This window comes from Xanthomonas sp. WHRI 1810A (assembly GCF_040202885.1).
In the GTDB taxonomy this organism is placed as follows: domain Bacteria; phylum Pseudomonadota; class Gammaproteobacteria; order Pseudomonadales; family Pseudomonadaceae; genus Aquipseudomonas.
This window is the reverse complement of record NZ_JBEGED010000003.1, coordinates 246,325-259,516: the sequence shown is the minus strand read 5'-3', so window position 1 is coordinate 259,516 and position 13,192 is coordinate 246,325. Positions and strand designations below refer to the sequence as shown.

The following is a 13,192-nucleotide window of genomic DNA, read 5'->3' as shown; positions in this document are numbered from 1 at the left end:
ACTAGCGAACCGAGCGCAAAGCGTTGGCGTGGCGGGGCAGCAGACGCGCGAGCACGTCAGCGATGTAGCTCAGGAACAAGGTGCCTACCGAGCTTTTGTAGTGCTGAGGATCACGGCTGCCAATGGCCAACAGGCCGTGCAGGCCTTGATGGTTCAGCGCCACGATAGCGGTCGAGCCGACTTCCTTGCTCTGATCAGCGCCAAACAGGAAATCCAGTTCGTGCTCGCGCAGCGCGCCGCAGATCGTCTTGTCGCCTGAGATCAGCCCGCCCACGGCTTTGTGCGCTTGCTCGCTGCTGACCCAGCGCCCGACCGGCATCGGGTTGTCGCTGAACAGTATCAGGCTGACAAAAGGCACCTGAAAGTCCTGACGCAGACTGTCTTCCACGGCGATGACGATTTCTTCAAGGCTGGTGGCGTCCATCAGGTCAAGGATCAGGCGGCGCGTTTTATCGAACAGTCGGTCGTTGTCCCGGGCCACGTCCATCAGCTGCGAAAGCCGGTGGCGCATCTCGATGTTGCGTTCGCGCAGCAGCTTGAGCTGGCGTTCGACCAGCGACACGGTATCGCCGCGCTGGTGCGGAATGCGCATCGCCGACAGCAGCTCATCGTGCTCGGCGAAGAACTCCGGGTGTTGTTGCAGGTAGGCCGCGACCGCCTCGGCTTCAAGGGCTGGCGCTGCGTGATCGGCGCCGGGCGTGTCGGTTGAAGTCTTCGGCTGGTCGGTCATTGGATGATCTCGCTCATAGACGTACTTGGCCTTCGTAGACACGAACAGCAGGGCCCGTCATCAATACCGGGTGACCGGGGCCGGCCCACTCGATGGACAAGCGCCCGCCGGGCAGGTCGATCAACAACGGCGAATCCATCCAGCCTTGGCTGATGGCCGCCACTGCCGCCGCGCAGGCGCCGGTCCCGCAGGCCTGGGTTTCCCCGGCGCCGCGCTCCCAGACACGCAATTGTGCGCGCTGACGATCGACGACGTGCAGAAAGCCGACGTTTACCCGGGCCGGGAAGCGCGGATGGTGTTCCAGCTTCGGGCCCAGCGTGCGCACCGGCGCATTGTTGATGTCGTGGACGCGTAGTACCGCATGGGGGTTGCCCATGGACACGGCGGCCAGTTCGAGTTGTTCGCCATCGACCTCGACGGTGTAGCTGTCGGCCTGGGCTGGCGCATCGAACGGGATATCAGCGGGCACCAGACGCGGCGCGCCCATGTCGACGCTGATCTGGCCGTCGCTGCGAATATCCAGCTCGATGATGCCGCTCTTGGTTTCGACCCGGATCTGTTTTTTGGCGGTCAGGCGCTTGTCGAGCACGAATCGGGCGAAACAGCGCGCGCCGTTGCCGCACTGTTCGACTTCCGAACCGTCGGAATTGAAGATCCGATAGCGAAAGTCCACATCCGGATTGCTCGGCGCTTCGACCAGCAACAGCTGATCGAAACCGATGCCGGTGTGTCGATCACCCCATTGCTTGGCGTGCTTGGGCAAAATGTGCGCGTGCTGGCTCACCAGGTCCAGCACCATGAAATCGTTGCCCAGGCCATGCATCTTCGTAAAACGCAGCAGCATGGGATTACTCCGGCAGCAGGCTTTCGCCGGCAAACAACTCGGCCACGGTTTCTCGGCGACGGACTTCGAATGCCTGGGCGCCGTCTACCAGCACCTCGGCAGTCCGGCCGCGTGTGTTGTAGTTGGAACTCATGACGAAGCCATAGGCGCCGGCGGAATGCACAGCCAGCAGATCGCCTTCAGCCAGGGCCAGGTCGCGCTCCTTGGCCAGGAAATCACCGGTTTCGCAGATCGGACCGACGATGTCGTACGTGCGCGTTGCGCCGTCGCGCGGCTGCACGGCGGTCACGTCCATCCAGGCCTGATAGAGCGCCGGGCGGATAAGGTCGTTCATCGCCGCGTCGACGATGGCGAAATCCTTGTGCTCGGTGTGCTTGAGGTACTCGACGCGGGTCAGCAGCACGCCGGCGTTGGCCACGATGAAGCGACCCGGCTCGAACATCAGCGCAAGGTCACGGCCTTCAAGGCGTTCACGCACCGCGCTGATGTAGTCGCTGGCCAAAGGCGGCTCTTCGTCGCGATAGCGCACGCCCAGCCCGCCGCCCAAATCGATGTGGTTCAGCAGAATGCCGCAGTCGCCGAGGCGATCCACCAGCGCGAGCAGGCGATCCAGCGCATCGACGAAGGGTTCCAGTGTGGTCAGCTGCGAGCCGATGTGGCAATCGACGCCGATCACTTCAAGGTTGGGCAGTTGCGCGGCGCGGATGTAAACGTCTTCGGCGTCAGCGATGGCGATGCCGAATTTGTTTTCCTTGAGCCCGGTGGAGATGTACGGGTGGGTGCCCGCGTCCACGTCCGGGTTGACCCGCAGTGAAACCGGTGCGCGAACGCCCAGTTCGGCGGCGACCACTTGCAGGCGCTCAAGCTCGTCGGTGGATTCGACGTTAAAGCAATGGACGCCGACTTCCAGGGCGCGGCGCATGTCGTCGCGGGTCTTGCCGACGCCGGAGAACACGATCTTGTCGGCTTGTCCGCCTGCCGCCAGCACACGCTCCAGTTCGCCGCGGGACACGATGTCGAAACCGGCGCCCATACGCGCCAGGACATTGAGCACGCCCAGGTTGGAGTTGGCTTTGACGGCGAAGCACACCAGATGCGGCATGCCGCTCAGCGCATCGGCGTAGGCGCGATACTGGGCTTCGATGTGGGCGCGGGAGTAAACGTAGGTCGGCGTGCCAAAGCGCTCGGCGATGGCAGACAACGCAACTCCCTCCGCGAACAATTCACCGTCGCGGTAGTTGAAGGCGTCCATGAATATTCCCTAGTTGGTCGTGTGCTTGTGCGGGGCGGGATGGGTCTTGGCTTCAGGGCTGCTGGCATTGGACGCGTCGTCGTCCGGCAGATACAGCGGGCCTTTTTGACCGCAGGCAGTGACAAGACACGCAACCGCTAGGAGCGCAGCGAGGGACGAGATCAGGCGCTTCATGGCGAAATCCTTTGTATAAGCATTAATTGCGCCCGAGTATACCGACCACCCGACAGATTGCCTATGCGCCGCAGTTCCCGTCCGGCGGGGCTTTGACGCGACTGTGCGCAAAGGTGCGGCGATGGTGCGGATTTTTGGCGCCGCGACCCGCAATTGGGCGGGTATGCTTTGCATTTGCTGCAGTGCGACCGTATCTTGCGTCGCTGCGCCATCAGTAGACACTTCCGAGGTTCCTGCAATGAGTTTGACCGAAGCCCGCTTTCACGACCTGGTCGATGCCACCCAAGAAAAACTCGAGGATATCTTCGACGAGAGCGATCTGGACCTGGACCTTGAGAGTTCGGCTGGTGTGCTGACCGTTAAATTCGAGAACGGCACCCAGCTGATTTTCAGCCGTCAGGAACCGTTGCGTCAGCTGTGGCTCGCCGCGCCGGCCGGTGGTTTTCACTTCGACTACGACGAAGAAGAGAAGCGCTGGGTGTGCGACAAGAGCGAGGAATTGCTGGGCGAGATGCTTCATCGTCTGGCCAAGAGCCAGGCCGGCGTCGACATCGATTTCGAGCCGATTGACGGAAATTGATCGTGACTGCCACTTCCGCGACCCCTGCCAGTCCGCCTCGTCCGGCCAAGCCGCTGTTCAGTAACGTCAGCCCGGCGGTGAAATCGCCGTGCATCAGCATTTGCCGCCTCAATGACGAAAAAGTCTGCACCGGCTGCTACCGCCACGTCGAAGACATCCGCGAATGGCGCGCGGCGACGGATGAGCGGCGGCGAGAGATCGTGGCCGAGTCCGAGGTTCGCAGGGCGAGCACACCTTCACTGTAGGAGCGCGCTTGCCCGCGATTGCGGTGTGTCAGTCACCCGATGCGGTGAAGACGCCCAGTTATCGCGGGCAAGCGCGCTCCTACAGAAGATTGAAGCGTCACGCCTGATCCATCGCCTCGTTCAGCGACTTCTCCAGCTGCGCCTTGTACCGCAGAAACAGGATGGTCTGCCCGCGCTGATCGCTGAGCACGCCTGACAAATCCAGATCCGTGATGTAACAGCGATAACGCTGCGGCTCGCGTCGTCGGTCAAGAATCTCCCGGGCGACCACCGCAAACAACTGCTCGCCAAATTCCAGCTCGGAAAACTCCTTGTTGTTGCAGAACAGCGTGACGCTCACCAGCCCTGGCGAGGCTTCCTCGACGATCGCCTGCACGTCATAAAACGCCTTGTCCAGCGCCAGGGTCGGGGGTGGTCGCTGTTCAACACGTCGCGCGCGGCCTGCGCCGTCCGGCAAGACCCGGTAATACAGCGTTTCCAGCGATGACGGTTCAAGCGGATCCTGCAAAGGTAACGTCGCGCCGCGCCGGTACATCAGCGAATGCAGGAAGCGTTGCAGCGGCAGCAACAGGCTCGACTCATCGTAAAACGGCGAGGTCTGATGCCACACGGCGTTGTGTTCATCGAGCACGTACAACTCAGCCTGGGTTTCGTTGACGCGGTAGAACACCTGGAGGCATTCCGGCTGACCATAAGGAATGATCATCGACAGATCGCTGTCGTCCAGCGCTTGAGGGTCCAGATGCAGCGGGCTGTACGCCGGCAGCTCCTCACTCAAGTAGTCCAGTAGCGCAGGCAGGCTGTTCAGCGCGACGTGGCTAACCTGTCCGGGAATGATCTCCAGCACGTGGTAGTGCTGCTGAACCTGGATCAGGTAACGGTGATTGAGTTTGCGCTTGAGCAGCAACGTCGCGGTATTGATCAGCTCCTCGACGCGCTGGGCAATGGCCGGTGCCCGGTTGTGGCAGAAGCAACGTACGCGCACCAGCGGTGCTGGTCGATTCTGCGGGAAACTGTTGAGCACTTCGGCCATGCAGTCGAGCAGGGCGTGGGGGCCATCGAAACGATTGACCAGCACCTCATGCCAGCTGTTGAGCGTGACCTGGTCGAAGGTCAGCACCAGGTTTTCCCTGACCCCGGCGTAGCTCAGCGAGTCGGTGCGCTCGGTGGTCATCAGGATGTTCAGGTCCTTGTGGTGTTTGAGCGGATCCACGCCCACGTTCACCAGCAACAGGATTTCCACCGGGACACTGGGGCTCAGCAGCGCTTCTTCGCTGACGGGCTGGAGCGGCAAAACAATGCTTTGCTGCAGCGCGCCCTGCAGATTGAACAGCTCGAATTCGGTCAGATCGCTGGTGCCGGGGTGCAGCGCCAGGTGAGTGGTGGTATCGATCACGTTGTTGCGATGGCACCAGGTGAGCAATTGCACCAGTTCCCGGCTGCGTTTGATCGGCGAGAAGTTCTCCCAGTCATGAACGCCCAGATTGCCGTTGTACAGTCCCCACTGGTACTGACCCGGCTCGCGCTTGTTGGGCGATTGCACCAGCGTCAGCGTGTCTTCGGCCAGGTCCGGTGCGATGCCCGGATTGACGAACTCCACCTTGCCTGCCTTGCGCTCGAAGGTTGCGTACAAGCGGCGCCCGAGCACATTGAGGTCACGCTTGGTGATCAGGCTGACGGCGTTTTGGGTGCGTGCAAACTGGGTCAGAAAGCGGTAACTGTAATTGAGCTCATTGACCAACGCGCGTCGCTCATGGGCGACCTGCCGGACTTTCCACTGGCTGCGGCTGTCCAGCAGCGCCAATTGACGGTCGTCCCACTGCCATTCGACGGCCAGCCGCTCCAGCAGCTCGCGCTGCCAGCTGCTGCTGCGAGTCCGCGCGGGGCCCGTGAGTTTTTTGTTCACCTTCAGGTACAGGCTGCGCCGCACCAACTCCAGCCGCTCCGGTTCGCCTCGGCTGCGCAGGTATTCCTCGATCCGGCGGTACACCATCATGTACGGGTCGAGCTCGTCCAGATCCACATGATTGGCAAACACGGCCTGCTTGAAGCCCATGCTCAGGCACTGCACGTGCGGGTGCTCGCTGGCGTAAACCTCAGTCAGCAACAGCTTGAGCACCGACTTGTAGGGAGACTCGATGCCCTTGAACAGCTGCCAGAGCCCGGCACCGATGAATTCCCCGGGCGGGATGTGCGCCATGTTGCCGAGGTCGAGGATTTCATCGGCGCGAATGAACCGCTTGGACAGCAGCGTATGGGTGTAATCGCTGTAGCGCGACTCTTCGTACACCGGCACCAGCCACCACAGCGGCGTGCGCCCGGCCAGCCATATTGCGGTGCGATAAAACTCATCGAGCAGCAGGTAATGCTGGGCCGTGCCGCAATCCTCTGCGCTGAGCTGGGCATCACGCTCGCCGAGAGCAAACCGCGCCGGATCGATCAGGAAAAAGTGCGCCTCAGCCCCCATCGTGGCCGCCCAGACTTCCAGCGCCTGGCATTTCTTGCGCAGGTCTTCGACGGCCTCGGCGCTGAGCGTGGTGTCGTGGCAGATCCAGACGTCCATGTCGCTTTGATCGGCCTGGGCCAGCGTGCCGAGGCTGCCCATCAGGAAAATACCGTGAATGGGGTCCGGTGCACTGCCGCGACGCGGTTTGTACGAGAACGATCGGGTCAGGCGCTGTGCTTCGGTGAGCGCCGGAGCATCTGGCTCGTAGTGAGACACCCCCGCCGGCGTGCTGCCCGAGACATATCCCGGCAGAAGCGGGTGATTGACGTGGAAGAACAGCGGTAACAGCGTCAGCACCGATTGCTGGCGCGTCGACAACCCTTCATTGGCGCGGGCAAGCCGGCCTTCGTTGAGGGTCAGAAAGCGCGCACGCAGCTGGCTGAGTACCTTGCGGTCAATGCCTTCGTCCAGATCGGGTCGAATTTCAAAACTACGCTTCATCGCGACTCAGGCCGGCGAGCGGCAATGCAGGGGTGGCGAGCAGGACGGCAAAAAAGAAGGACAGCGCTGGTGTGGGCGTTCAGCGGCTGATGTGATTCTTATACTGCGCCGACATTTATCGGCGCAGCATCTTACAAATGAAGGGTTCGCGAAACCTTTATTTCACGCGTCCCGGCGAGGTTTCGCGATGTCGGTTTGGTCAGGCAGCTTCTTGGGAAACGGCCAGAATGATCAGCAGCGACTGAGCATGTTCAGCGGCATCCAGCCCCAGGCTGGTCAGGTAGCCCCCGTCGACTTGAGTCGTCAGACCTTTCTCGTGGAGTCTTTTTGCGGCGGCAATGGCTGTGGGCGCGGCCACATGATGGACTTTGAGGCCCTCCTGGGTATTGCTCAGATTGAACAGCGACAGGATTTCCAGTTCAGCAACCAATTCAGGTGTAAACGACATAGGCGCTCCAGACTTTTGTAGTTGATACAGGGCGATGTGAATCGCAGGCGTGACAGCCCCGTGGGTCAAGCGGCAGCGGGACGTTTCAAAGTGTAGTTGTGTCTGGGGGAATTGCCGGGGGAATGTTGCGAGGGGGGAGCCGGTATCACGTATTTTTGTAGGAGCGCGCTTGCCCGCGATGGCGGTGTGTCTGCACCGGATCCGGCAATGACACGCCGCCATCGCGGGCAAGCGCGCTCCTACAAGAGGAAGTTATTCCTCGGCGACTTTCACGCCCGGCGGCATGTCCGGCAGGGCGCGCAGCGCGGCCTCATACCACTGAGTGTCGAACGGGCGGTCGTCCTTGAGGATGCCGTCGATCTCCACGGCAAGCACGTGGGCCATCATTTCCAGAATCTCTTCGCGCCCGTAGCCCACCAGCGTCAGTTTGTTGAAGGTCGCTTTGGCGGCAGGCGGGTTGTCGCTTTCGATCTGATTCTCGATGGCTTCGGTCAGTGTTGCTTCGGCGAAATCTTCTTCATCGTTGTCGATTGGGTCGCTCATGAGGGTCTCGATGTCTTGTCTGAAAGCCGCGCCGCCAGCCGGCAGCGCGGGCGAATACGTGTTTCAGCGACCGGCAAGCAGCGCTTGTCCTCGACTTACCGCGGCCTTGACCTGATTGGGCGCGGTGCCGCCGATGTGATCCCGTGCATTGACCGAACCTTCCAGGGTCAGCACGGCAAAGACGTCCTGCTCGATCTGGTCGCTGAAGCGGCGCAGTTCTTCCAGCGTCATTTCCGCCAGATCCTTTCCGCTCTCGATGCCGTACTTCACAGCATGGCCGACGATTTCGTGGCAATCGCGGAAAGGCAGGCCGCGGCGCACAAGGTAGTCGGCCAGATCGGTGGCGGTGGAGAAGCCACGCAGCGCGGCTTCACGCATCATCGCGGTTTTGGGTTTGATCGCCGGGATCATGTCAGCGAAGGCACGCAACGAGTCGCGCAAGGTGTCGGCGGCGTCGAACAGCGGCTCTTTGTCTTCCTGGTTGTCCTTGTTGTAGGCCAGTGGCTGGCCCTTCATCAAGGTCAGCAAACCCATCAGGGCGCCGAACACCCGGCCACTCTTGCCACGGACCAGCTCCGGCACGTCAGGATTTTTCTTCTGGGGCATGATCGAACTGCCGGTGCAGAAGCGGTCAGGCAGATCAATGAACTGAAATTGCGCGCTGGTCCAGAGCACCAGTTCTTCGGAGAAACGCGACAAGTGCATCATCGCGATGCTGGCGGCCGAGCAGAATTCGATGGCGAAATCCCGGTCGGACACGCTGTCCAGCGAGTTACCGCCGACGGCTTCAAAGCCCAGCAACTGGCAGGTCAGTTCGCGGTCGATCGGGTAAGTGGTGCCGGCCAGGGCGGCGCTACCCAGGGGCATGCGGTTGGTGCGTTTGCGGCAGTCCACCAGACGCTCGTAGTCGCGGCTGAGCATTTCGAACCACGCCAGCATGTGGTGACCGAACGTTACCGGTTGGGCAGTCTGCAGGTGAGTGAAGCCCGGCATGATGGTCTCGGCCTCTCGCTCGGCCAGCCCCAGCAAACCCTCTTGCAGGCGAGTGATCTCAGCCAGAATCAGGTCGATCTCGTCGCGCAGCCACAGGCGAATATCGGTGGCCACCTGATCGTTGCGGCTGCGTCCGGTGTGCAGTTTCTTGCCGGTGACACCGATGCGGTCAGTCAGACGCGCTTCGATGTTCATGTGCACGTCTTCCAGGTCCACGCGCCAGTCGAAGCTGCCGGCTTCGATCTCGCCCTGAATAGTCTTCAGGCCATCGATGATGGTGTCGCGTTCTGCATCGGTCAGCACGCCGACCTTGGCCAGCATGGTGGCGTGGGCGACAGAGCCCATGATGTCGTGGCGGTAAAGGCGCTGATCGAAAGTGACGGAGGCGGTGAAGCGCGCGACGAAGGCGTCGACGGGTTCACTGAAGCGGCCGCCCCAGGACTGATTGGTCTTGTCGGTGCTCATGAATTGGCTCGCTGTTCTGCTGGTTGCTGTACTGAAAAGTGCGGTGGGCCGATTTTGAAAAGGCGCCGACGATAATAACAGCATTGCCGTTTTTTTATTCCGGACAGCTTGCCGCTGAGGGGTGCGAGCGCAGAGACTGAGGCGATGCGAAAACAGCAAAGCGACGCGGCTCGAAGCGGCCCTCCGGGCAAAGAATTTTTCCTCCCCGAACTGTGTCTTCCCCAGGCGTTGCTGGTGCTCGTCGTCCTGGCCCAATTGCTGGTGTTCGTGCTGATGCTGGTCGAGCCGACGCGGCCGAGTTTCGACTGGGTGCGGATGGCGCTGATGTCGCTCTTCGTGCAATGGGTCGTGTTGTTGTCCGCTGCACTGTTGTGCGGGTTGCGGCCCTGGCTTGCGCGGTTGCACCCGGGCCTGGCCGGCGCAGTGGGCTGCCTGCTGGTGGTGGCGGTGACGCTGGCCTGTACGGCGGTGACTGACTACTACCAGCTGACCGGCGACTTGTCTGTCGACAGCATGATCGAGCGCTACCTGCGTTATTCGTTGATTGCCGTGATCCTGTCGGCGCTGATGCTGCGTTACTTCTATCTGCAGAGTCAGTGGCGCAAACAACAGCAGGCCGAATTGCGTGCCAGAATCGAATCGCTTCAGGCCAGGATCCGGCCGCACTTTCTGTTCAACACACTCAACAGCATTGCCAGCCTGGTCGCGACTGATCCGATCAAGGCGGAGCAGGCCGTGCTGGACCTGTCTGACCTGTTTCGCGCCAGTCTGGCCAAGCCCGGAAGCCTGACAACATGGGGCGAAGAGCTTGAATTGGCGAAACGTTACTTATCGATTGAGCAATATCGACTTGGCGAGCGTCTACAGTTGGACTGGGACGTCAGCGCAATTCCCGACGACTTGCCGATTCCCCAGCTAACCTTGCAGCCATTATTGGAAAACGCGCTGATCTACGGCATTGCACCTCGCGTTGAGGGCGGTGTTGTCAGGGTCGAGGCGGATTATGAAAAGGGGGTATTCATATTGCGCGTCAGTAATCCCTACGACGAAGTGGCCGGGCGGCTTCCTTCAAATGGAACACAGCAGGCCCTGGCAAACATCGGGGCTCGAATCACGGCACTTTTTGGACCCCACGCGAGTCTGAGCGTGGAGCGCCGTGACGGTCGTCACTTCACCTGTCTACGCTATCCTTGTGCGAGACTCACGCAGGAAGCCAGAGCAATATGAATGTCCTGATCGTTGATGACGAACCCCTTGCCCGCGAGCGACTGAGTCGCCTGGTCGGTGAGCTTGAGGGCTATAGGGTATTGGAACCCAGCGCCACCAATGGCGAAGAAGCGTTGTCTTTGATCGACAGCCTCAAGCCAGATGTGGTGTTACTGGATATCCGCATGCCGGGCCTGGATGGCCTTCAGGTCGCCGCTAAATTGTGCGAACGCGACACCCCTCCAGCGGTTGTGTTTTGCACAGCGCACGATGAGTTCGCGCTGGAAGCCTTTCAGGTCAGCGCGGTGGGCTATCTGGTCAAGCCAGTGCGCCCCGAGCATCTGGTGGATGCCTTGCGCAAGGCTGAGCGACCTAACCGTGTGCAGCTGGCGGCGCTGACGCGTCCTGCAGCCGAAAGCGGCAGCGGGCCGCGCAGCCACATCAGTGCACGCACCCGTAAAGGGATCGAGCTGATTCCGCTGAACCACGTGATTTATTTCATCGCCGACCACAAGTACGTGACGTTGCGTCATGAGGACGGCGAGGTGTTGCTGGACGAGCCGTTGAAAGCGCTGGAGGACGAATTCGGTAACCGGTTCGTGCGTATCCACCGCAACGCGCTGGTCGCCCGTGACCGCATCGAGCGTCTGCAACGCACACCTCTGGGTCATTTCCAGTTGTTCCTCAAAGGCCTCAACGGGGACGCGCTGATCGTCAGCCGCCGGCACGTGGCCGGTGTGCGCAAGATGATGCAGCAGTTGTAAAGGGATCGCCTGCGGGCAGCTCCCTGTAGGAGTGAGCTTGCTCGCGATGCTCTTCGCGCGACACCTGCGTTGGATGTGCTGAAGTCTCGCGAGCATGTTCACTCCTACATGGGAAACATACCCAGCGGCGACACGGCGCCACATGGCGCGGCCGAATCGATTGAGATCATGATGCGCGCAGATTATCGACGGCAATGAGGCCCTGCGGGGCCGAGCTGCTATCATCCGCCGCATTACTCAGTACGGATTGATTCATGTCCTCTCGCGAAATCCGCATCGCTACTCGCAAAAGCGCGCTGGCCCTCTGGCAGGCCGAATACGTCAAAGCCCGTCTTCAAGAGGCGCACCCAGGATTGCAGGTCACGCTGGTGCCCATGGTCAGTCGCGGCGACAAGCTGCTGGATTCGCCGCTGTCGAAAATTGGCGGCAAGGGTCTGTTTGTCAAAGAGCTTGAGACTGCGTTGCTCGAGCACGAAGCCGACATCGCCGTGCACTCCATGAAAGACGTCCCGATGGACTTCCCCCCAGGCCTTGGGCTGTTCTGCATCTGCGAACGCGAAGACCCACGCGATGCATTTGTCTCCAACACCTACGCCAGCCTGGAAGCATTGCCCGCCGGCAGCATCGTCGGCACCTCCAGCCTGCGTCGTCAGGCGCAATTGCTGGCGCGCCGTCCTGATCTGACCATTCATTTCCTGCGCGGCAACGTCAACACGCGGCTGGCCAAGCTCGATGCCGGCGAATACGACGCCATCATCCTGGCTGCTGCCGGTTTGATACGTCTGGGTTTCGAAGACCGCATCACCGCCACCATCAGCGTGCAGGACAGCTTGCCGGCTGGCGGGCAGGGCGCGGTGGGTATCGAGTGCCGCAGCGTCGATACCGAACTGCATGCCTTCCTGGCCCCCCTTCATCACGACGACACCGCTGTGCGCGTGACCGCGGAGCGAGCGCTGAACAAACACCTGAACGGTGGCTGCCAAGTCCCGATTGCTTGCTACGCGGTGCTGGAGGGCGACCAGATGTGGCTGCGGGGCCTGGTGGGTGACCCTTCCGGCGCCGTGCTGTTGCATGCCGAGGCACGCGGGCCGCAAGTCGACGCTCAGGCGCTGGGTGTTCAAGTCGCCGAAGCGTTGCTGACCCAGGGCGCGGCGAAGATCCTCAAGGCGGTGTACGGCGAGGCGGATGAAGCGTGAGCAACTGGCGTCTGTTACTGACCCGTCCTGCACAAGAGTGCCAGGCGCTTGCCCAAGTGCTGGCCGACGCCGGGGTGTTCAGTTCCAGCCTGCCGTTGCTGGAGATAGAACCGCTGCCGATCACGCCGGAAAACCAGTCGATTATTTATAAGCTGCATCAGTACTGCGCCGTGATCGTCGTCAGCAAGCCGGCCGCACGGCTGGGCCTGGACATGCTCGACGAGATCTGGCCGCAGCCGCCGATCCAGGACTGGTTTGCCGTGGGCGCCGGTACCGCGCAATTGCTTGATGACTATGGCCTGAAGGTGAGCTTCCCCGAGCAAGGCGACGACAGCGAGGCGCTGCTTGACTTGCCCGAGTTGCAGCACGCCATCGCCGGTCACGATCCCAAGGTCCTGATCATGCGCGGCGAGGACGGGCGCGAGCTGTTGGCGGAGCGTTTGCGTGAACGCGGTGTGAGTGTGGATTATCTGCCACTGTACCGTCGCAAGCTCCCGCAATACGAGGCATTGGCGTTGCCGGATCGTGTCCGGGCGGAACGCTTGAACGGGCTGGTGGTCAGCAGTGGACAAGGTTTTCAGCACTTGCGTCAGCTGGCGGGCGATTTCTGGCCTGAGTTGGCGCAGTTGCCCTTATTTGTACCGAGCCCTCGGGTTGCTGAGCTAGCGCGCACCCAAGGGGCTCGCAACGTAGTGGACTGCCGTGGCGCGAGTGCCGCGGCCTTGCTGGCGGCGTTGGGGGAATACCCCGAGCCTGCCTCTCAGGCGTAAAAATCGACGGGTCGTGTGACGCGATGACGCCCAAA

General features: G+C 61.4%; 14 protein-coding genes. 6 read left to right on the top strand and 8 right to left on the bottom strand.

Annotated elements, in window-relative coordinates; all coding sequences use genetic code 11:
* Position 1: 1 nt before the first annotated feature.
* Genes ABQX22_RS07245 through lptM form a run of 4 tightly spaced genes read right to left on the bottom strand, consistent with a single transcriptional unit; the run spans position 2 to position 3,000 of the window.
* Positions 2 to 730 (bottom strand): DUF484 family protein, encoded by a 729-nt coding sequence (locus ABQX22_RS07245; RefSeq protein WP_349797965.1) that lies wholly within the window; start codon positions 728 to 730, stop codon positions 2 to 4.
* A gap of 13 nt (positions 731 to 743) precedes the next feature.
* Complete coding sequence (gene dapF / locus ABQX22_RS07240) at positions 744 to 1,574, bottom strand: diaminopimelate epimerase (RefSeq protein WP_349797963.1); 831 nt, start codon at positions 1,572 to 1,574, stop codon at positions 744 to 746.
* A 4-nt stretch (positions 1,575 to 1,578) separates the two neighbouring features.
* Positions 1,579 to 2,826: a diaminopimelate decarboxylase gene (gene lysA, locus ABQX22_RS07235; RefSeq protein WP_349797961.1), complete on the bottom strand. Its 1,248-nt coding sequence runs from the start codon at positions 2,824 to 2,826 to the stop codon at positions 1,579 to 1,581.
* A gap of 9 nt (positions 2,827 to 2,835) precedes the next feature.
* On the bottom strand, positions 2,836 to 3,000 hold the full coding sequence (gene lptM / locus ABQX22_RS07230) for an LPS translocon maturation chaperone LptM (protein WP_349797959.1): 165 nt from the start codon (positions 2,998 to 3,000) through the stop codon (positions 2,836 to 2,838).
* A gap of 238 nt (positions 3,001 to 3,238) precedes the next feature.
* Here lptM and cyaY point away from each other — a divergent pair, with 238 nt between their 5' ends.
* Both cyaY and ABQX22_RS07220 read left to right on the top strand, forming a co-directional pair.
* Complete coding sequence (cyaY, locus tag ABQX22_RS07225) at positions 3,239 to 3,580, top strand: iron donor protein CyaY (protein ID WP_349797957.1); 342 nt, start codon at positions 3,239 to 3,241, stop codon at positions 3,578 to 3,580.
* Positions 3,581 to 3,582: 2 nt separating this feature from the next.
* Positions 3,583 to 3,825: a DUF1289 domain-containing protein gene (locus ABQX22_RS07220; protein WP_349797955.1), complete on the top strand. Its 243-nt coding sequence runs from the start codon at positions 3,583 to 3,585 to the stop codon at positions 3,823 to 3,825.
* Between the two features lie 97 nt (positions 3,826 to 3,922).
* On the opposite strand, the gene ABQX22_RS07215 is transcribed toward ABQX22_RS07220, so the two are convergent.
* From ABQX22_RS07215 to argH, 4 genes are all read right to left on the bottom strand, one after another.
* Entirely contained in the window at positions 3,923 to 6,772 is a 2,850-nt protein-coding gene (locus tag ABQX22_RS07215; RefSeq protein WP_349797953.1) for a class I adenylate cyclase, read from the bottom strand.
* Between the two features lie 199 nt (positions 6,773 to 6,971).
* Entirely contained in the window at positions 6,972 to 7,220 is a 249-nt protein-coding gene (locus tag ABQX22_RS07210; protein WP_349797951.1) for a TIGR02647 family protein, read from the bottom strand.
* Between the two features lie 252 nt (positions 7,221 to 7,472).
* Positions 7,473 to 7,763 (bottom strand): hypothetical protein, encoded by a 291-nt coding sequence (locus ABQX22_RS07205; protein WP_349797949.1) that lies wholly within the window; start codon positions 7,761 to 7,763, stop codon positions 7,473 to 7,475.
* A gap of 63 nt (positions 7,764 to 7,826) precedes the next feature.
* Positions 7,827 to 9,221 carry an argininosuccinate lyase gene (argH, locus tag ABQX22_RS07200; protein WP_349797947.1) on the bottom strand — a complete coding sequence of 465 codons (1,395 nt, stop codon included), beginning with the start codon at positions 9,219 to 9,221 and terminating at the stop codon, positions 7,827 to 7,829.
* 144 nt (positions 9,222 to 9,365) lie between these two features.
* On the opposite strand from argH, the gene ABQX22_RS07195 reads away from it, so the two are divergent.
* From ABQX22_RS07195 to ABQX22_RS07180, 4 genes are all read left to right on the top strand, one after another.
* Positions 9,366 to 10,448 (top strand): sensor histidine kinase, encoded by a 1,083-nt coding sequence (locus ABQX22_RS07195; RefSeq protein ID WP_349797945.1) that lies wholly within the window; start codon positions 9,366 to 9,368, stop codon positions 10,446 to 10,448.
* A complete protein-coding gene (locus ABQX22_RS07190; RefSeq protein ID WP_349797943.1) occupies positions 10,445 to 11,191 on the top strand; it encodes a LytR/AlgR family response regulator transcription factor in 747 nt (248 codons plus the stop codon). The genes ABQX22_RS07195 and ABQX22_RS07190 overlap by 4 nt, the downstream gene beginning before the upstream one ends.
* A gap of 254 nt (positions 11,192 to 11,445) precedes the next feature.
* The gene (hemC, locus tag ABQX22_RS07185; RefSeq protein WP_349797941.1) at positions 11,446 to 12,387 is read left to right on the top strand and encodes a hydroxymethylbilane synthase; all 942 of its coding nucleotides are present in this window, start codon (positions 11,446 to 11,448) and stop codon (positions 12,385 to 12,387) included.
* A complete protein-coding gene (locus ABQX22_RS07180) occupies positions 12,384 to 13,157 on the top strand; it encodes a uroporphyrinogen-III synthase (RefSeq protein ID WP_349797939.1) in 774 nt (257 codons plus the stop codon). Before hemC ends, ABQX22_RS07180 begins: the two co-directional genes overlap by 4 nt.
* Positions 13,158 to 13,192 lie beyond the last annotated feature (35 nt).